This window comes from Streptomyces sp. NPDC031365 (assembly GCF_055569765.1).
The window spans coordinates 178945-198584 of sequence record NZ_JBVIIM010000004.1 but is presented as its reverse complement, the minus strand read 5'-3'; the positions used below and the strand labels follow the sequence as shown (position 1 = coordinate 198584).

15 protein-coding genes and 1 tRNA gene are annotated in these 19640 nt (G+C 70.7%); 10 read left to right on the top strand and 6 right to left on the bottom strand.

Going from position 1 to position 19640, the window contains the following annotated elements; all coding sequences use genetic code 11:
* Nucleotides 1–353 precede the first annotated feature (353 nt).
* On the bottom strand, nucleotides 354–1466 hold the full coding sequence (locus ACZ5C2_RS08825; RefSeq protein ID WP_468788110.1) for a LacI family DNA-binding transcriptional regulator: 1113 nt from the start codon (nucleotides 1464–1466) through the stop codon (nucleotides 354–356).
* Between the two features lie 453 nt (nucleotides 1467–1919).
* Here ACZ5C2_RS08825 and hisC point away from each other — a divergent pair, with 453 nt between their 5' ends.
* From hisC to ACZ5C2_RS08800, 5 genes are all read left to right on the top strand, one after another.
* Complete coding sequence (gene hisC / locus ACZ5C2_RS08820; protein ID WP_468788108.1) at nucleotides 1920–2999, top strand: histidinol-phosphate transaminase; 1080 nt, start codon at nucleotides 1920–1922, stop codon at nucleotides 2997–2999.
* A 255-nt stretch (nucleotides 3000–3254) separates the two neighbouring features.
* A complete protein-coding gene (locus ACZ5C2_RS08815; RefSeq protein ID WP_468788106.1) occupies nucleotides 3255–4760 on the top strand; it encodes a cytochrome ubiquinol oxidase subunit I in 1506 nt (501 codons plus the stop codon).
* Between the two features lie 20 nt (nucleotides 4761–4780).
* Nucleotides 4781–5785 carry a cytochrome d ubiquinol oxidase subunit II gene (gene cydB, locus ACZ5C2_RS08810; RefSeq protein ID WP_468788104.1) on the top strand — a complete coding sequence of 335 codons (1005 nt, stop codon included), beginning with the start codon at nucleotides 4781–4783 and terminating at the stop codon, nucleotides 5783–5785.
* Nucleotides 5786–5797: 12 nt separating this feature from the next.
* Nucleotides 5798–9295 (top strand): thiol reductant ABC exporter subunit CydD, encoded by a 3498-nt coding sequence (gene cydD / locus ACZ5C2_RS08805; protein ID WP_468788102.1) that lies wholly within the window; start codon nucleotides 5798–5800, stop codon nucleotides 9293–9295.
* Nucleotides 9296–9452: 157 nt separating this feature from the next.
* Entirely contained in the window at nucleotides 9453–10511 is a 1059-nt protein-coding gene (locus tag ACZ5C2_RS08800; protein WP_468788051.1) for a M23 family metallopeptidase, read from the top strand.
* Nucleotides 10512–10515: 4 nt separating this feature from the next.
* Here ACZ5C2_RS08800 and ACZ5C2_RS08795 read toward each other — a convergent pair whose 3' ends face one another.
* The 5 genes from ACZ5C2_RS08795 to ACZ5C2_RS08775 form a co-directional block, all read right to left on the bottom strand.
* Complete coding sequence (locus ACZ5C2_RS08795; protein WP_468788049.1) at nucleotides 10516–11403, bottom strand: HAD family hydrolase; 888 nt, start codon at nucleotides 11401–11403, stop codon at nucleotides 10516–10518.
* A gap of 88 nt (nucleotides 11404–11491) precedes the next feature.
* A complete protein-coding gene (locus ACZ5C2_RS08790; RefSeq protein ID WP_468788047.1) occupies nucleotides 11492–12394 on the bottom strand; it encodes an LLM class flavin-dependent oxidoreductase in 903 nt (300 codons plus the stop codon).
* A gap of 55 nt (nucleotides 12395–12449) precedes the next feature.
* Nucleotides 12450–12908 (bottom strand): hypothetical protein, encoded by a 459-nt coding sequence (locus tag ACZ5C2_RS08785; protein WP_468788045.1) that lies wholly within the window; start codon nucleotides 12906–12908, stop codon nucleotides 12450–12452.
* Between the two features lie 6 nt (nucleotides 12909–12914).
* The gene (locus tag ACZ5C2_RS08780) at nucleotides 12915–13463 is read right to left on the bottom strand and encodes an RNA 2'-phosphotransferase (RefSeq protein WP_468788043.1); all 549 of its coding nucleotides are present in this window, start codon (nucleotides 13461–13463) and stop codon (nucleotides 12915–12917) included.
* A gap of 144 nt (nucleotides 13464–13607) precedes the next feature.
* Nucleotides 13608–15356, bottom strand: coding sequence for an SDR family oxidoreductase (locus tag ACZ5C2_RS08775; RefSeq protein WP_468788544.1), 1749 nt, complete (start codon nucleotides 15354–15356; stop codon nucleotides 13608–13610).
* 168 nt (nucleotides 15357–15524) lie between these two features.
* Between ACZ5C2_RS08775 and ACZ5C2_RS08770 the strand changes: the two genes are divergently transcribed.
* From ACZ5C2_RS08770 to ACZ5C2_RS08750, 5 genes are all read left to right on the top strand, one after another.
* On the top strand, nucleotides 15525–16511 hold the full coding sequence (locus ACZ5C2_RS08770) for an ABC transporter ATP-binding protein (RefSeq protein ID WP_468788041.1): 987 nt from the start codon (nucleotides 15525–15527) through the stop codon (nucleotides 16509–16511).
* The gene (locus ACZ5C2_RS08765; RefSeq protein WP_468788039.1) at nucleotides 16501–17415 is read left to right on the top strand and encodes an ABC transporter permease; all 915 of its coding nucleotides are present in this window, start codon (nucleotides 16501–16503) and stop codon (nucleotides 17413–17415) included. Before ACZ5C2_RS08770 ends, ACZ5C2_RS08765 begins: the two co-directional genes overlap by 11 nt.
* Nucleotides 17412–18323 carry an ABC transporter ATP-binding protein gene (locus tag ACZ5C2_RS08760; protein ID WP_468788037.1) on the top strand — a complete coding sequence of 304 codons (912 nt, stop codon included), beginning with the start codon at nucleotides 17412–17414 and terminating at the stop codon, nucleotides 18321–18323. Before ACZ5C2_RS08765 ends, ACZ5C2_RS08760 begins: the two co-directional genes overlap by 4 nt.
* A 10-nt stretch (nucleotides 18324–18333) precedes the next feature.
* Nucleotides 18334–19053 carry an ABC transporter permease subunit gene (locus ACZ5C2_RS08755; RefSeq protein ID WP_468788035.1) on the top strand — a complete coding sequence of 240 codons (720 nt, stop codon included), beginning with the start codon at nucleotides 18334–18336 and terminating at the stop codon, nucleotides 19051–19053.
* Nucleotides 19054–19449: 396 nt separating this feature from the next.
* Nucleotides 19450–19539, top strand: a tRNA-OTHER gene (locus ACZ5C2_RS08750).
* Nucleotides 19540–19640 lie beyond the last annotated feature (101 nt).

Below are 19640 nucleotides of genomic sequence, written 5' to 3'. Positions count from 1 at the left end.
ACCCAGGGGTGGTGAATCGGAGCAAGACTCCGGTTCGCTGCGGCTTTCGTCCCGTTTGTGCCGATCTGCGGCCGCCCGGTGAGTGTCATCGCCGCGATCCGTGCGGCGCGTCCGCAAGGTCCCGCCTCCCCTGCCGCTGTCCACCTCGTCGCGAGCCGTTCCGTCGGTGACTGTTGCTGCCATGTGCCCCCGCATGTGCCCCGCACGTGCGGGCCCTGCTCGCCGGGCGTGGCCCGCACGCCTTCTTCCGGGGACCGGCCCGTTTCCCCGGCGCTGTGAGCCGCCCTCGCTCCACCTCCGGAAGCGGGGGCTCCACACCCGGGCTCGCCGTACCTCTGCCCGGCGACCCGGTCTCACGTCCCCTTCGGCGACCGCGGCGGGCTGACCGTCGTACGGGGCGGCCGGCGCTGCGAGGAGGTGCGCACGATCAGCTCGGTCGGTATGACCTGTTCCACCGGGCGGTCCGTGCCGGCCCCTTCGATGGCGTCGATGAGCAACTGGACCACCGCCGTGCCGATGCGACGCGGTTTCAGGGAGAGTGTGGTGACGGGCGGTTCGGTGCTGGCGTAGACGGTGGACTCGCTGCAGCAGACGAGCAACAGGTCGTCCGGTACGCGCAGGCCGTAGCGGCGGGCGGCGGCGAGCAGGTCGGTGCCGTTCGGGTCGAACAGGCCGTACACGGCGTCGGGCCGGTCGGGGCGGGCGAGCAGCCGGTCGGCGGCGACGGCGCCCGCGCACGGATCGTGCGCCGGGTAGGCCTCGTACACCGGGTCCTGGCCCACGCGCTCGCACCAGTGCAGATAGGCGGAGGTCGACAGATGGGTGTAGGTGTCGGTGGTCGTGCCGGTGAGCAGGCCGATCCGGCGGGCGCCCGCGTCGGCGAGATGGTCGAGGATGCCGAGGACTGCGGCCTCGTGGTCGTTGTCGACCCAGGCCGTGACCGGCAGTGAGCCGGCCGGGCGGCCGTCGGAGACGACCGGTAAGCCCTGCCGGACCAGCTCGCTGACCACCGGGTCCTGGTCGGAGGGGTCGATGACGACCGTGCCGTCCAGGGCGACGTTGGACCACACGTCGTGGCGGGAGGTCGCGGGCAGGATGACGAGGGCGTAGCCGCGGTCGAGCGCGGCGGAGGTGGCGGCGCGCGCCATTTCGGCGAAGTACGCGAACTCGGTGAAGGTGAAAGGTTCATCCCCGTACGTCGTCACGGTCAGGCCGATGAGTCCGGACTTCCCGGTGCGGAGCGTACGGGCGGCGGCCGAGGGGCGGTACCCCAGTCTGTCGGCCACCTCGCGGACGTGGCGCCGGGTGGCGTCCGGGAGCCGGCCCTTGCCGTTGAGGGCGTCGGAGACGGTCGTGATGGAGACTCCGGCGGCGGCGGCCACGTCTCTGATGCCCGCTCGACCCGGCCGGCTGCCTCGGCGTGAGGTTTCCGCGCGGCTCACCTGGTGCTTCCCTGCTGCTGTCATGGCGAGCCGATAGTAGGGCTCATGCGGTGGGGTAGGGCGGACGCATATGCACGCATTGACAGGCACGTTTCTGCATGATCGTTTATGCGTAAGTCACTGGGAAATGAAGGGTGTTGAACGTTCCAATGGCAGGAACTGACGTGTCGGCGCATGTCGGCCTGCCGAGGGTGCGATGTTGCGAAGAGGTCTCAACTCACCTGCACGGGGGATGCGCGCCACGGCGCGAACCACCGGCGCGTAGATATATGTGCGGCGCGCCCCGGCCCGCGCGCCCTTCGTACCCCTTCGAGCGATGTTGCCCCTGTTGCTGCCGTGACCAATGAGGTGGACGCGTATCCCGGTCGCCGGTGCCTGCGCCACCCCTGTACGCAGCGGCCCCGCCTCCTCATAAGGTGAGCAGTATTGGATGTCGGCGGCGGTCATGCACCGCCGGTCTTCACGAGGAGGACTGCGGTGAGCGAGACGAGCCCCAAGCTGCGCGCCGAGCTGGAGGGGATCCCTGCGTACAAACCGGGCAAACCGGCGACGGTCGGCGGCCCTGTGGCGTACAAGCTGTCCTCCAACGAGAACCCCTATCCGCCGCTGCCGGGTGTGATGGAGGCCGTGGCGGCATCGGCCGCCTCCTTCAACCGCTACCCGGACATGGCCTGTACGGCCCTGATGGCCGAGCTGTCCGAGCGCTTCGGCGTCCCGAAGTCCCATCTGACCACCGGCACCGGTTCGGTCGGCGTCGCCCAGCAGCTGCTGCAGGCCACCTCCGGCCCCGGCGACGAGGTGATGTACGCCTGGCGGTCCTTCGAGGCGTACCCGATCATCACGCAGATCAGCGGTGCCACGTCGGTCCAGGTGCCGCTGACCCCGGGTGAGGTGCACGATCTGGACGCGATGGCCGACGCGATCACCGACCGGACCCGGCTCATCTTCGTCTGCAACCCGAACAACCCCACCGGCACGGTGGTGCGACGGGCCGAGCTGGAGCGTTTCCTCGACCGGGTGCCCGGCGATGTCCTGGTGGTGCTCGACGAGGCCTACCGCGAGTTCATCCGGGACCCCGAGGTGCCGGACGGCGTCGAGATCTACCGGGAGCGGCCCAACGTCTGCGTCCTGCGCACCTTCTCCAAGGCGTACGGCCTGGCGGGGCTGCGGGTGGGTTTCGCCATCGCCCACGAGCCGGTGGCCGCGGCGCTGCGCAAGACGGCGCTGCCGTTCGGGGTGAGCCAGATCGCGCAGGACGCGGCGATCGCCTCGCTGCGGGCCGAGGACGAGCTGATAGGGCGAGTCGGCTCGCTGGTCTGTGAGCGCAACCGGGTGATGGAGGCGTTGCGGGCCCAGGGCTGGACGGTGCCCGAGACGCAGGCCAACTTCGTGTGGCTGCGGCTGGGGGAGCGCACGGTGCCGTTCGCTCAGGCGTGCGAGCAGGCGGGTGTGGTCGTCCGGCCGTTCGCCGGGGAGGGCGTGCGGGTCACGATCGGGGAGACCGAGGCGAACGACATCTTCCTGAAGGTGACGGAGGACTTCAGCAGGGAGCTCTGACCGGCACAGGAGGGCTCCGGCCCGTGCACGCGTCCAGGCGGCCGGCGGTCATCCGCCGGCCGCCGCCGTGTGTGCCGGGGGCCCACCGGTGGGGCCGACGTCACAGAGGACCCCCCTTCCTGGTCCGAAAAGCGGTAGGTCATAATTGCTTGTGAATGTGAACGCGTTCACAAGCGCTCCCGTTTTCCCCGAGATGTGACGGGACGAACGGGATCAAGCGGTCGCTGTGACCACCGCTGAGTAAGGAGCGACGACGTGGATCTGGCTTTGGCGCCGGAGACCCTGGCGCGATGGCAGTTCGGTATCACCACCGTCTACCACTTCCTCTTCGTTCCCCTGACGATCTCGCTGGCCGCCCTCGTTGCCGGGCTGCAGACCGCCTGGGTCCGGACGGACAAGGAGAAGTACCTCAAAGCGACGAAGTTCTGGGGCAAGCTCTTCCTGATCAATATCGCCATGGGCGTGGTCACCGGCATCGTGCAGGAGTTCCAGTTCGGCATGAACTGGTCCGACTACTCGCGGTTCGTCGGTGACGTGTTCGGGGCGCCGCTCGCGTTCGAGGCCCTGATCGCCTTCTTCTTCGAGTCCACCTTCATCGGTCTGTGGATCTTCGGCTGGGACAAGCTGCCCAAGAAGATCCACCTGGCCTGCATCTGGATGGTCTCGATCGGCACCCTGCTGTCGGCGTACTTCATCCTCGCCGCCAACTCCTGGATGCAGCACCCGGTCGGCTACCGGATCAATGAGGAGAAGGGGCGCGCCGAGCTCACCGACTTCTGGCTGGTGCTCACCCAGAACACCACGCTCAACCAGGTCTTCCACAGCTTCTCGGCGGCCTTCCTGACCGGTGGCGCCTTCATGGTGGGCATCGCCGCCTTCCATCTGATGCGCAAGAAGCACCTACCGGTGATGCGGACCTCTCTCCGCCTCGGCCTGGTCACCCTGGCGGTCGGCGGCCTGTTCACCGCGGTCAGCGGCGACACTCTCGGCAAGGTCATGTACGAGCAGCAGCCGATGAAGATGGCCGCCGCCGAGGCCCTCTGGGACGGCGAGGAACCAGCGCCCTTCTCGGTGTTCGCCTACGGGGACGTCGACGAGGGGCACAACAAGGTCGCCCTGGAGATCCCCGGTCTGCTGTCCTTCCTCGCCCACAGCGACTTCGAGTCGTACGTGCCCGGCATCAACGACACCAACGCGGCCCTGCAGGAGAAGTTCGGTCCCGGTGACTACAAGCCCATCGTGCCGGTCGCCTACTGGGGTTTCCGCTGGATGATCGGCTTCGGCATGGTGTCCTTCGCGCTCGGTGTCCTCGGGCTCTGGCTCACCCGGAACAAGTTCCTGCTCCCGGCCGCCCACCGCACCGGGGAGGACGAGGTACCGCACCTGGTCCTGCTGAAGAAGCCGCTCGGCTCCCGGCTCACCCGGCTGTACTGGCTCCTGGCGGTGTGGACCATGGCGTTCCCGCTGATCGCCAACGCCTGGGGCTGGATCTTCACCGAGATGGGCCGGCAGCCCTGGGTGGTCTACGGCGTGATGCGCACCGAGGATGCCGTCTCCCCCGGCGTGACCCAGGCCGAGGTCATCGCCTCGATGTCCGTCTTCACCCTGCTCTACGCCGTCCTGGCCGTCATCGAGGTCAGGCTGCTCGTCAAGTACGTCAAGGCCGGCCCGCCCGAGCTCAGCGAGGCCGACGTCAACCCGCCCACGAAGCTCGGCGGCGACCTCCGTGACGCCGACAAGCCGATGGCCTTCTCGTACTAGGCCGAGGGAGCCGCATCGTCATGGAACTGCACAACGTCTGGTTCGTCCTCATCGCCGTCCTGTGGATCGGCTACTTCTTCCTGGAGGGTTTCGACTTCGGAGTGGGCATCCTCACCCGGCTGCTCGCCCGGGACCGCGCCGAGAAGCGGGTGCTGATCAACACCGTCGGCCCCGTCTGGGACGGCAACGAGGTGTGGCTGCTCACGGCCGGCGGCGCGACCTTCGCCGCCTTCCCCGAGTGGTACGCCACCCTCTTCTCCGGCTTCTACCTGCCCCTGTTGCTCATCCTGGTCTGCCTGATCATCCGCGGTGTCGCCTTCGAGTACCGGGCCAAGCGACCGGAGGAGAACTGGCAGCGCAACTGGGAGGCAGCGATCTTCTGGACCTCGCTGATCCCGGCGTTCCTGTGGGGCGTGGCCTTCGGCAACATCGTGCGCGGCGTGAAGATCGACGCCGAGTTCGAGTACGTGGGTGACTTCTGGGACCTGCTGAACCCGTACGCGCTGCTGGGCGGTCTGGTCACTCTGACGCTGTTCACCTTCCACGGAGCGGTGTTCACGGCCCTCAAAACGGTCGGTGGGATCCGGGAGCGGGCGCGGAAGCTCGCCCTGCGCGTGGGTCTCGTCACCGCCGTACTGGCGCTGGCCTTCCTGCTCTGGACGCAGGCCGACAACGGTGACGGCACCAGCCTGGCCGCCATGGCCGTGGCAGTCGCCGCGCTGGTCGCCGCCCTGCTGGCGAACCAGGCGGGACGTGAAGGATGGTCGTTCGCCCTGTCCGGTGTCACCATCGTGGCCGCCGTGGCGATGCTCTTCCTGACGCTGTTCCCCAACGTCATGCCGTCCACGCTCGACGCGGACTGGAGCCTCACCGTCATCAACGCCTCCTCCAGCCCTTACACCCTGAAGATCATGACCTGGCTCGCGGTCATCGCCACGCCGGTGGTGCTGCTCTACCAGGGCTGGACGTACTGGGTGTTCCGCAAGCGGATCGGTACCCAGCACATCGCCGATCCCGTGCACTGAGGTGTGTTTCACGTGAAACCGATCGACCCGCGACTACTCCGGTACGCCCGTGCCACCCGCGGCTTCCTGGCGGCGGTCGTCGGCCTGGGTGCCGTCGGCGCGGTGCTGGTCATCGCCCAGGCCATGCTCATCGCGGAGATCGTGGTGGGTGCTTTCGAGGACGGTCTGTCCGCCGGTGACCTCGGCACTCCCCTGCTGCTGCTCGCCGTAGTGGCGGCCGGCCGCGGGCTGGTCGGCTGGCTCACCGAACTGGCCGCGCACCGGGCGAGTGCCGCGGTGAAGTCGGAACTGCGGGTCCGGCTGCTGGAACGGGCGGCGGCACTCGGCCCCGGATGGCTGGGCGGACAGCGCACCGGGTCGCTGGTCGCCCTGGCGACCCGGGGTGTCGACGCCCTCGACGGCTACTTCTCCCGCTACCTCCCCCAGCTGGGGCTCGCGGTGGTCGTACCGGTGGCGGTGCTGGCGCGGATCGTCACCGAGGAGTGGGTCTCGGCGGCGATCATCGTCGGCACCCTGCCGCTCATCCCGGTCTTCATGGTGCTGATCGGCTGGGCCACCCAGTCCCGGATGGACCGTCAGTGGCTCGTGCTGTCCCGGCTGTCCGGTCACTTCCTGGATGTCGTCGCCGGGCTGCCGACGCTGAAGGTGTTCGGACGGGCCAAGGCCCAGGCGGAGTCGATCCGGCAGATCACCGCCGAGTACCGGCGGGCGACCATGCGGACACTGCGGATCGCCTTCATTTCCTCCTTCGCGCTGGAACTGCTCGCCACGCTCTCGGTGGCGCTGGTCGCCGTGACGATCGGTATGCGACTCGTGTACGGCGAGATGGACCTCTACACCGGCCTGCTCATCCTGATCCTGGCGCCGGAGGCCTATCTGCCGCTGCGCCAGGCCGGTGCCCAGTACCATGCGGCCGCGGAGGGCCTCGGGGCGGCCGAGGAGATCTTCTCCGTGCTGGAGACGCCCGTGCCCGCCCGCGGAACGGGCGCGGTGCCGACGGGCCCCCTCTCCTTCGAGGACGTGACGGTCCGCTTCGACGGCCGGTCCACGGACGCCGTGACGGAGGTGTCCTTCACCGTCGCACCCGGCGAAACGATCGCGCTCGTCGGACCGAGCGGGGCGGGCAAGTCCACCCTGTTGAACGTGCTGTTGGGCTTCGTCCGGCCCACCGGGGGGCGGGTGCGGATCGGGGGAGCCGATCTCGCCGGACTCGACCTCACCGAGTGGCACAGCCGCGTCGCGTGGGTGCCCCAGCGGCCGCATCTGTACGCCGGGACGATCGCGGAGAACATACGGCTGGCCCGCCCCGACGCGGACGACGAGGCCGTGCGGCGCGCCCTGCGGGACGCCGGGGCGCTGGAGTTCGTGGACGGGCTGCCGGCGGGCATCGGCACCGTGCTGGGCGAGGACGGGGCGGGACTGTCGGCCGGGCAGCGGCAGCGGCTCGCCCTGGCCCGGGCGTTCCTCGCGGACCGGCCCGTCCTCCTGCTCGACGAGCCGACGGCCGCGCTGGACGGTGCCACCGAGGCCGGGATCGTGGCGGCGGTACGGCGGCTGACAGCCGGCCGCACGGTGCTGCTCGTGGTGCATCGGCCGGCGCTGCTGGCTGTCGCGGACCGGGTGGTACGGCTCGCGGAACCGGCCTCGGCCGACGGCCACCGGGACTCCGTGGCCCGGGCGGCAGGTCCCGCGTCGGCCGTCGACGCCCGCCCCGTACCGGACAGCGGGCCCGACGGGCCCGCCGACACGGGACCTCTCCCGGGCGGGGTACTCGCCCGCGTCCGTGCCCTGTCCGGCGCCCGGCGGGGAAGGATGACCCTCGCACTGCTGCTCGGCACCCTCGCCCTGGGCAGTGCCGTCGGACTCATGGCGACCTCCGGGTGGCTCATCTCCCGGGCCTCCCAGCAGCCTCCCGTGCTGTACCTGATGGTGGCCGTGACGGCGACCCGGGCCTTCGGTATCGGACGGGCCGTGTTCCGCTACGCCGAGCGGCTCGTGTCGCACGACGCCGTGCTGCGCATGCTGGCCGACACCCGGGTCGCGGTGTACCGGCGGCTGGAACGGCTGGCTCCCGCCGGACTGCGCGGCGCCCGCCGGGGCGACCTCCTCTCCCGGCTGGTCTCGGACGTGGACGCGCTTCAGGACTACTGGCTGCGCTGGCTGCTGCCGGCCGGCGCGGCGGTCGCCGTCTCCGCCCTGTCCGTCGGCTTCACGGCCTGGCTGCTGCCCGAGGCCGGGGCCGTGCTCGTGGCCGGGCTGCTGGCGGCGGGCGCCGGTGTACCCCTGCTGACCGGTGCCGTGGGCCGCCGCGCGGAACGCAGGCTGGCACCGGCCCGGGGCGTCCTCGCGACCCGGGTAGCCGATCTGCTCACCGGCACCGCCGAGCTCACCGTCGCCGGTGCCCTGCCCGCACGGACCGCCGAGGCGCGCCGGGCCGACGGCGCACTCACCCGGATCGCCTCGCGTACCGCAACCGCCACCGCACTCGGCGACGGGCTCACCGCGCTGATCTCGGGTCTGACCGTCGCGGCCGCCGCGCTGGTCGGCGCCGAGGCCGTGGCCACCGGCCGGCTCGACGGAGTGGCGCTGGCCGTTGTGATCCTCACCCCGCTGGCGGCGTTCGAGGCCGTCCTCGGGATGCCGCTCGCCGCGCAGTACCGGCAGAGGGTGCGCCGCAGCGCCGAGCGCGTGTACGAGGTGCTGGACGCCCCGGCGCCCGTACGGGAGCCGCAGTCGCCCCGGCAGGCGCCCGTCTCGCCGTTCCCGCTCGTGGCCAGGGGACTGACCGCCCGGCACGCCGGACAGGACCGCGACGCGCTCACCGGGCTGGACCTCACCCTGGAACGGGGCCGCCGCATCGCGGTGATCGGTCCCTCCGGATCGGGCAAGACGACCCTCGCCCAGGTGCTGCTGCGGTTCCTGGACCCCGGCGCGGGCTCGTACACGCTGGCCGGTGTGGACGCCTGCGCCCTGGACGGCGACGACGTACGGCGGCTGGTCGGACTGTGCGCGCAGGACGCGCACCTCTTCAACAGCTCGATACGGGAGAACCTGCTGCTCGCCAGGAAGGACGCGACCGAGGACGACCTGCACGACGCGCTCGGCCGGGCCCGGTTGCTGGACTGGGCCGACAGCCTGCCCGACGGGCTCGACACGCTCGTCGGTGAGCACGGTGCGCGGCTGTCCGGCGGGCAGCGGCAGCGACTGGCGCTCGCCCGGGCGCTGCTCGCGGACTTCCCCGTACTGGTGCTGGACGAACCGGCGGAACACCTCGACCTGGCGACCGCGGACGCGCTCACCGCCGATCTGCTGGCCGCCACCGAAGGCCGTACGACGCTGCTCATCACCCATCGGCTGGCCGGTCTGGACGCGGTGGACGAGGTCGTCGTGCTGGACGCGGGACGGGTGGTGCAGCGTGGGCGGTACGCGGAACTCACCGCTGTGAACGGTCCGTTGCGCGCGATGGCCCGGCGGGAGGAGGAGACGGAGCTCTTGGTGGCGGCCCGTTAGTTCCACGGCGGCGGGGCCCACCGCGCGTGACAGGGCGTCAAGCCTGACCGCGGCGACCTCTGTTCAGCCGTATCAATGGGCCGTCCGGGGGGAGTGCTCCCCCGTGTGTACGACATGAACAGGACCGGGCGCCGGGGTGGGGGCCAGGATCGCAGTCATGCGCTTCACCCGCCGCCATCCGCTGCTCGTCGCCGTGCCGCTGTGCGCGCTCGCCGTGCTTGCCGCCCGGCCCGCCGACGGCGACGGTTCCCATGCCCCCGGCCACGGCTCCGCCTCCGGGGTCAGTGCGGAGGTGGCGCGACTGTACGAAGAAGCGGCCACCGCGACCGAGCGGTACGAGGCCGGCCGCCGTGAGGCGGACAAGCAGCGGGCCAGGGCACACCGGCTGGAGAAGCGGCTCGACCGGGAGCGGCGGCAGATGGCCGGTCTGCACGAGGACCTGGGTCGGATCGCCAGCTCCCAGTACCGGGACGGCGGCGGGCTGCCGCTCACCGCGCACATGCTGCTCGCGGACGACCCCGAGGAGATGATGCGCGGCCGGCGGGCGGTGTGGCAGGCGGAGGTGTCGCTGGACAAGGCGATCGACAAGAGTGAGCGGGCCGAGGCCCGGCTCGCCCGGGACGAGGCCAGGGCCGCGGCGGCGTGGAAGAAGCTGGAGAGGCGGAACGCGGAACTCGCCGCCCTGAAAGAGGGCATCGGGGCGAAGCTCGAATCGGCGCGGTGGAAGCTTCAGGGGCAGGCGGACGCCTCGGTCGCGGCCGGCGCCTGCCGCGGCGCGGTCCGGCTGGACCAGCCGGAGACGCGGTTCACCACCGGCTGGGTGGCGCCGGTGGAGACATACGAATTGTCCGCGTCCTACGGCAGCGGTGGCGCGCGGTGGGCGAACCGGCACACCGGGCAGGACTTCGCGGTGCCGATCGGCACGCCGGTACGTGCCGTGGGCGCCGGCAAGGTGGCGAAGGTGTCCTGCGGTGGGGCCTTCGGCATCGAGATCGTGATCCAGCACGCGGGCGGGTACTACACCCAGTACGCCCATCTCGCCGCCGTCGCCGTGGACCAGGGCGAGCGGGTCGCGCCCGGGCAGTGGATCGGTCAGTCCGGCACCAGCGGCAACTCCACGGGGCCCCATCTGCACTTCGAGGTGCGGGTCACGCCGGAGATGGGGTCGGCGGTGAGCCCCGTGCCATGGCTGGCCCGGCACGGGGTGACGCTCTGAGCGGCTACTGCCGCCCGTCCAGCAGTCGCTCGATCACCACGGCCACCCCGTCGTCGTTGTTGGCGACCGTGCGGCCCCGGGCTGCGGCGAGCACGTCCGGGTGGGCGTTGCCCATGGCGTAGGAGCGGCCGGCCCAGGTGAGCATCTCGACGTCGTTCGGCATGTCACCGAACGCGACGACCTCCTCGTGCGAGATCCCGCGCTCGGCACAGCACAGGGCGAGCGTGCTGGCCTTGGACACCTCGGGCCCGCTGATCTCCAGCAGGGCGCTGGGGCTGGAGCGGGTGACTTTGGCGCGGTCGCCGATGGCGAGCCGGGCCAGGGTGAGGAAGGCGTCGGGGTCGAGCTCGGGGTGGAAGGCGAGGATCTTGAGCACCGGTTCGCCGGCGGTGTGGGAGTCCGGGTGGAGCAGGTCCTCGGCAGGAGCGAGCGTGTCCGGGATCTCCATGTGCAACTTGGGGTAGGCGGGCTCCTGGTTGAAGCCGTAGGTCTGCTCGAGGGCGTACACGGTGCCGGGGGCGGCATCGCGCAGCAGCTGTACCGCGTCCAGCGCGTTCTTGCGGGGCAGTTCGCGCACCTTGACGAAACGGTGTGCGCCGGGGCCGCCGTGCAGGTCGACGACGGCCGCGCCGTTGCCGCAGATGGCGAGGCCGTGGCCGTGGACGTGGTCGCTGACCACGTCCATCCAGCGGGCCGGGCGGCCGGTGACGAAGAAGACCTCGATGCCCGCCGCCTCGGCGGCGGCCAGCGCGGCGACGGTGCGCGGGGACACCGACTTGTCGTCACGCAGCAGGGTGCCGTCGAGGTCGGTGGCGATGAGCCGCGGTGGGGTGGCGGCTGCCGGGGTCTCGGGCTGTCGGGTCGCTGAGGTCACCGGGTCATTGTCCCGCATATGCCCGCACGATCGTGCGGGACTCCGCACATCTGAGTGGTAAGCGCCGTCACCAGCGGCTTGTCCCGCACCCTCACGACACAAGGGGTCAGCGCAGCTGCGCCGGGGCATCCATGGCGATCCGTTCGAAGACCTTCTGGTCCGCGGCGAAGTCCGAGCCCGGGATGGGCCAGTGGACCACGATTTCGCTGAACCCCAGCGCGGCATGGCGGCCCGCGAAGTCGACGAAGGCGTCCAGGGACTCCAGCGGACGGCCCCGGTCCGGGGTGAAGCCGGTCAGCAGGATCTTGTCCAGTTCGGTCACGTCCCGGCCGAGCTCGGCGCAGGCGTCGGCCAGCTTCTCCGCCTGGCCGCGAATGGCCTGAACCGACTGTTCGGGCGTGCCGTTCTCGTACAGCCTGGGGTCGCCCGTGGTCACCCACGCCTGTCCGTGACGGGCCGCGAGCCGGAGCCCGCGCGGCCCGGTCGCCGCCACCGCGAACGGCAGCCGGGGCCGCTGGACACAGCCCGGGATATTGCGCGCCTCGTGCGCCGCGTAGAAGTCGCCCTCGTACGACACCGAGTCCTCACTGAGCAGCCGGTCGAGCAGCGGTACGAACTCGGCGAAGCGCTCGGCGCGCTCACGTGGGGTCCACGGCTCCTGACCCAGCGCGGTGGCGTCGAAGCCGGTGCCACCCGCGCCGATTCCCAGGGTGACACGCCCGCCGGAGATGTCGTCGAGGGTGACGAGTTCCTTGGCGAGGGTGACCGGATGCCGGAAGTTCGGCGAGGTCACGAGGGTCCCCAGCCGCATCCGCTCGGTGACCGCCGCGGCGGCGGTGAGGGTGGGGACGGCGCCGAACCACGGGCCGTCCCGGAAGCTGCGCCAGGACAGATGGTCGTACGTGTATCCCGTGTGGAAGCCGAGTTCCTCGGCGCGTGCCCAGGCCGAACGGCTGCCCTCGTGCCAACGGCGATAGGGGAGGATCACGGTGCTCAGGCGCAGGCTCATGTCACCGAGCCTATGTGTCGCCGCAGGTTTCACGTGAAACCCCGGCCCACGCGCGTCACCGCACCCGTGAGCGCAGCCAGGGAGTGAGCACGATCATGGGAATGAACTCCTTGTGCGTCCGGCCTCCCGGCAGCGGCACGATGAGGAAGCAGCCCGGCGGGAAACGCCGTCCCCGGACGTAGGCCAGTCCGTCGAACAGGGCGCGCAGGAAGGCCGGTACGTCGTCGCGGAGGATGTCGGGGCATTCCACGCCCTCGACGTCGATCAGTGCGTCGTCCTCGGGGTAGATCCGCACGCTCACCCGGGGCCGGCCGCCGAACTCGACGTGGGCCTCATGAGGGAGGGAGCCGTCGGGGTCGGTGGTGACGCCGACACCCGCCGCGGTGCGCCGCGAGGTCTGGTCCGCGCCGACGTCATGGGTGACCTCGATCTCGCGTTCGTAGGTCTCAGCGAGTGCTCGGAGGGCGGTGACGGCGGCCTCGGTGCTGGGGAGGTGGTCCACACCGCCGATCATGCGGCCTCAGCGGCTGCCGGGGAAACGCAGATACCGGCTCGGTACGGCCTGTGTCAGCCACACGCCGTTCGCGCTGACGTGGAAGACATGGCCGTCGCGGTGCATCGCACCCGTGTCCACGGACAGCACGACCGGACATCCCCGGCGGGCGCCGACACGGGTCGCCGTCTCACGGTCGGCGGAGAGGTGCACGGCGTGCCGGTTCATGGGCCGCAGCCCTTCGGCGCGGATCGCTTCCAGGTTCCGGGCGACCGTGCCGTGGTAGAGGTACGGCGGCGGAGTGGCCGCCGGCAGGCCGAGGTCGACGTCGACGCTGTGGCCCTGGCTGGCGCGGATCCGAGTGCCCTCCACGGCGAACCGACGCTTGTCGTTGGTGGCCACGACGTGGTCCAGTTCGTCCCGGGTGAAGCGGAAACCGTGCGCGGACGCCGCGGCGATCAGCGCCCCGATCTCGACCCAGCCGCCCTCGTCGAGCGTGAGCCCGATCCTCCCGGGCTGATGACGCAGGTGCTTGGAGAGGTACTTGGACACCGTGACGGTGCGTCTTTCGTCCATCCGTTCAGACTGCCGGGCGAGACGCGTATCACGCGATCGATTTTGCTCCGCAGGTTTGATCCACAGACAAGTGCGCTTATCCACAGGGGAAGGGAGCTCTCTGTGGACAACCGCCCGCGGCTGGCGACGGGCACACCGGCGCGCTCACACCGGCGGCTTCACCCGAGCGATCCTGCGCAGCGCGCCCGGCATCCACCGCGACAGCGCATACGCTGTGCGCGCCTCCGGCGTGACCGGCACCACCGCCTCGTCGCGCACCACCGCCCGCAGGATCGCGGCGGCGACCTTCTCCGGCGGGTAGTTGCGCATTCCGTACAGGCGTGCCGTCCGCTTCCGCAGGCGCTGCTCCTCCGCGGCATCCACGCCGGCGAAGTGTGCGGTGGACGTGATGGCGGTGTTGACGAACCCGGGGCATACCGCCGTCACGCCGATACCCTGCCCTGCCAGCTCCGCGCGCAGACACTCGCTCAGCATCAGCACCGCCGCCTTGGAGGTGCCGTAGGCGGGCAGTGCCCTGGACGGCTGGAAGGCGGCAGCCGAGGCGACGTTCACGATGTGGCCGCCCTGCCCGCGGGCGGTCATCCGTCCCCCGAAGAGCCGGCAGCCGTGGATCACACCCCACAGGTTGACGTCGAGAACCTTCTTCCAGTCCTGCGTGGTGGTGTCGAAGAAGGAGCCGCCCAGGCCGATGCCCGCGTTGTTCACCAGGACGTCCACCACTCCGTGCTCGGTGGTGACCCGTTCCGCCAGCTTCTCCATGGCCTGCTCGTCGGACACGTCCACCGTCTCCGCCCAGGCCGCCACCGCACCGCGACGAAGGGCCTCCCCGGCGGTGCGGGCCGCGGCGTCCGCGTCCCGGTCGACCGCCAGCACGCGCGCGCCGGATGCGGCGAAGGCGAGCGCGGTGGCCCGGCCGATGCCGCTGCCCGCTCCCGTGACCAGGACCAGCTGCCCGCCGAACCGGTGGGCGTACCTGCCCGGAGCCGACACCCCCGCCCGGCCCGCCTCCACGGACGTCACGAAGTCGGCGACCCACGTCACCAGCTGGTCCGGGCGGCTGCGCGGCACCCAGTGCTTCGCCGGCAGTGTCCGCCGGGTCAGTCGCGGCACCCACTGCTCCAGATCCTCGTAGAGCCGCTCCGAGAGGAACGCGTCCTCCAGCGGAGTGATGAGCTGCACGGGCGCGTGTGCGTAGGCGTCGGCGCGTGGGTTGCGCAGCCGACGGCGCACGTTGTCCCGGTAGAGCCAGGCGCCGTGTGCCGCGTCCGATGGCAGGGACGGGGTCGGGTAGCCGTCGCCGGGCACCTTCTCGAGGCGTTCGAGCATGCGCGGCCAGGCCCTGCCGAGCGGCCCGCGCCAGGCCAGTTCCGGCAGTACGGGCGTGTGCAGCAGGTAGATGTACCAGGACTTGGCGCCCTGCCCCAGCAGCTGGGCGACCCGGCGCGGGGTCGGTCGCTTCACCCGGCGGTCGATCCAGTGCCCGAAATGGTCGAGCGAGGGCCCCGAGATCGAGGTGAAGGAGGCGATCCGTCCCTTGGCGCGCCCCACCGTCACGAACTCCCAGGACTGCACCGAGCCCCAGTCGTGCCCCACCAGATGCACCGGCCGGTCCGGGCTCACCGCGTCCACGACGGCCAGGAAGTCGTCGGTCAGCTTCTCCAGGGTGAACCCGCCGCGCAGCGGACGCGGCGCCGTGGACCGGCCATGGCCCCGGACGTCGTACGCCACGACGTGGAAACGTTCCGCGAGCCGGGTCGCGACCTCGGCCCACACCTCCTTGCTGTCGGGATAGCCGTGCACCAGGACGACCGTCGGCCGCCCGGGATCCCCCAGCTCGGCCACACACAGCTCTACCCCGTCCGTACGCACCCGGCGCTCCCGCGCACCACTCATTCGCGTCACACCGGCGAATGTGGCAGTCGTGAGAGTACTCGTCAACAGCGCCCCGACCCCTGTGCATAACCCTCAGGCAGGGCTTCCCTTACGGGCTCGTACGACTCCAGGGGGACCTCAAGACGGCTCTCCGGGCTGACGACCCGAGTGGTACGGGTCACTACCGTCATGGACGTGACTGTGATCGCGACCGAAAGCCTGAGCAAGCGGTTCCCCAGGGTGACCGCTCTTGACCGGCTCTCCGTGGATGTCGGGCCCGGTGTGACCGGACTCGTCGGATCCAATGGAGCCGGCAAGTCCACACTGATCAAGATCCTTCTGGGTCTGTCCCCCGCCACCGAGGGCCGAGCCGAAGTGCTCGGACTCGACGTCGTCACCAACGGCCCCGCCATCCGTGAGCGGGTCGGCTACATGCCGGAACACGACTGCCTGCCACCGGACGTCTCGGCCACCGAGTTCGTCGTCCACATGGCGCGCATGTCCGGCCTGCCGCCCACCGCCGCGCGGGAGCGCACCGCGGACACCCTGCGCCATGTCGGCCTGTACGAGGAGCGCTACCGCCCCATCGGCGGCTACTCGACCGGTATGAAACAGCGCGTGAAACTCGCGCAGGCCCTGGTGCACGACCCCCAGCTGGTCTTCCTGGACGAGCCGACCAACGGCCTCGACCCGGTGGGCCGCGACGAGATGCTCGGCCTGATCCGCCGGATCCACACCGACTTCGGCATCTCCGTCCTGGTCACCTCCCACCTGCTGGGCGAACTCGAGCGCACCTGCGACCACGTCGTCGTCATCGACGGCGGCAAACTGCTGCGCTCCAGCTCCACCACCGACTTCACCCAGAACACCACGACCCTCGCCATCGAGGTCACCGACACCGACGAGCACCCGGACGGCACCCGCGCGGCGCGCGACGCGCTCCACGCGCGCGGGGTGAGCGTCGAGGACGGCAGCGGACTGCCGGGCGCCGGACACGTCCTGCTGCTCACCGCGCAGGGTGAGGAGACGTACGACCTGGTCCGCGACGTCATCGCGGACCTCGGTCTCGGCCTGGTGCGCATGGAACAGCGCCGGCACCACATCTCCGAGGTCTTCACCAACAGCGAAGAGAACAGCGACGAGCAGCGGAAGGAGGCGGTCGGCCATGGCAACTGAGCAGTCCATGCAGACACCAGCCACTGCACCGGGTGACACCCGTATCCACAACATCGGCTACCGCTCCTACGACGGTCCCCGACTGGGCCGCGGCTACGCGCGCCTGTCGCTGTACTCGCAGTCCCTGCGCGGCTCCTACGGCCTCGGCCGCTCGGTGAAGTCCAAGGTCCTGCCGATGCTGCTGTTCGTCGTGATGTGCGTGCCCGCCGCCATCATGGTGGCCGTCGCGGTCGCCACCAAGGCCAACGACCTCCCCCTGGACTACACGCGCTACGCGATCGTCATGCAGGCCGTCATCAGCCTGTACGTCGCCTCGCAGGCGCCCCACTCCGTCTCGCGCGACCTGCGCTTCAAGACCGTACCCCTGTACTTCTCACGGCCCATCGAGACCGCCGACTACGTGCGCGCCAAGTTCGCCGCGCTCGCCTCGGCCCTGTTCGTCCTCACCGGCGCCCCCCTGCTGGTGCTGTACGTCGGCGCGCTGCTCGCCAAGCTCGACTTCACCGACCAGACCAAGGGATTCGCACAGGGACTCGTCTCCGTGGCACTGCTCTCACTGCTCTTCGCCGGCATCGGCCTGGTCATCGCGTCGGTCACCCCGCGCCGCGGCTTCGGCATCGCGGCCGTGATCGCCGTACTCACCATCTCCTACGGCGCGGTCTCCACCCTCCAGGCGATCGCGGAGGTCCAGAGCGGCGGCGACGCCATCGCCTGGATCGGCCTGTTCTCGCCCATCACCCTCATCGACGGTGTGCAGTCCGCCTTCCTGGGCGCCACCTCCGCCTTCCCCGGCGGGGTGGGACCGGGCAACGTCGAGGGCGTCGTCTACGTCGTGTTCACCCTCGGCCTGATCGCCGCCAGCTACGGCCTGCTGGTGCGCCGCTACAAGAAGGTGGGAATGTGACCACGCTCAGTATCGACCACGTCTCCCGCTGGTTCGGCAACGTGGTCGCCGTCAACGACATCACCATGACCATCGGCCCCGGCGTCACCGGCCTGCTCGGCCCCAACGGCGCCGGGAAGTCCACCCTCATCAACATGATGGGCGGCTTCCTCGCCCCCTCCACCGGCTCCGTCACCCTCGACGGACAGCGGGTGTGGCGCAACGAGGCCATCTACAAGCACATCGGCATCGTCCCCGAGCGCGAGGCGATGTACGACTTCCTGACCGGCCGCGAGTTCGTCGTCGCCAACGCGGAGCTGCACGGCCTGGGCGACAAGGCCGCCCAGCGGGCGCTGGCCACGGTCGAGATGGAGTACGCGCAGGACCGGAAGATCGCCACGTACTCCAAGGGCATGCGGCAGCGCGTGAAGATGGCCTCCGCACTGGTCCACGAGCCGTCGCTGCTCCTGCTGGACGAGCCCTTCAACGGCATGGACCCGCGCCAGCGCATGCAGCTGATGGACCTGCTGCGGCGCATGGGCGACGAGGGCCGCACCGTGCTGTTCTCGTCCCACATCCTCGAAGAGGTCGAGCAGCTCGCCTGGCACATCGAGGTCGTCGTCGCCGGCCGGCACGCGGCCAGTGGTGACTTCCGCAAGATCCGCCGCCTGATGACCGACCGTCCGCACCGCTATCTGGTGCGTTCCAGCGACGACCGCGCCCTCGCGGCCGCGCTGATCGCCGACCCGTCGACGTCCGGCATCGAGGTGGACGTGGCGGAGGGTGCCCTGCGCATTCAGGCCGTCGACTTCGGCCGCTTCACGTCCCTGCTGCCGAAGGTCGCGCGAGAGCACGGCATCCGGCTGCTCACGGTCTCGCCGTCCGACGAGTCCCTCGAGTCCGTCTTCTCGTATCTCGTCGCGGCGTAGGAGGCCCCTGATGTACGACCCCACAGTCGCCCGGCTCACCTACCGGGCCCTGCTCGGCCGACGCCGGGCCCTCATCCTGGGCGCGCTGCCCCTGCTGCTGATCGCGATCTCGCTGGCGGTGCGCGGCCTCGCCGGGGCCGACGACCAGACCGCCGCCGACGTACTGGGTGGGCTGGCGCTGGCCACCATGGTGCCGATCATCGGCGTCATCGCGGGCACCGGCGCGATCGGGCCCGAGATCGACGACGGCTCGGTGGTGTACCTGCTGTCCAAGCCGATCAGGCGGCCCACCATCATCTACACGAAGCTGATCGTCGCCATCGCCGTCACCATGGTGTTCTCGGCGGTCCCGACCCTCCTTGCCGGCTTCATCCTGAACGGCAACGGCCAGCAGGTCGCCGTCGCCTACACGGTGGCCGCGCTGGTCGCCTCCATCGCGTACGCGGCGCTCTTCCTGCTGCTGGGCACGGTCTCGCGGCACGCGGTGGTGTTCGGGCTGGTGTACGCGCTGGTCTGGGAGGCGCTGTTCGGCTCCCTGGTGCCCGGCGCGCGCACGTTGAGCGTCCAGCAGTGGTCGCTGGCCGTGGCGCAGAAGGTCTCCGGCGGTGACCTGGTCACCTCGGACGTCGGCCTGACGACGGCGACCGTGCTGCTCGCCGCCGTCACCGTGCTGGCCACCTGGTACGCGGGCCAGAAGCTGCGCTCGCTGACGCTCGCCGGCGAGGAGTGAGCACCCTCCGCTCCTGACGGGGAGTGCACAACCGTCCGGGCACCCCGGGCACAGGGGACGCGGGCTCGCGGGGCCGGCTCCTCAACAAGCCCGGCCGACGCGGATGGCGGCGCCGCTGACAACGACAGCGGCGCCGCCCGCCGGTTAATTCGGTGGCGTCCCGTCCGCCCGACGGGCACAGTGAGGGTGTCCGCATCGCCGGGAACGCCCGGCGTCCATGTGCTGGGAGAGGAGCGGGGCGATGCCCATGCACGGCAGTACGTCCAGCTCCCTTCAGGGCAGCCCGCGGCGGACTCCGGAGTAATCCCTACTGCTCCGTCGAGCCCGCACCGTACGGGAACTGCCCGGGGCGGCCGCTTCGAGCACGCGCATCTCTGTCGCGTGGGCCGCCCACCCGGAGGATTGGCCGAGTGGTAAGGCACCGGCTTGACTCAAGCCGTGGTCGGGCCTGAAAAGCCCGCGCACGTTCGATCCGTGCATCCTCCGCCGAACGCCGAACGCCGAACGCCGAACGCCGAACGCCGAACGCCGAACGCCGAACGCCGAACGCCGAACGCCGAACGCCGAACGCCGAACGCCGAACGCCG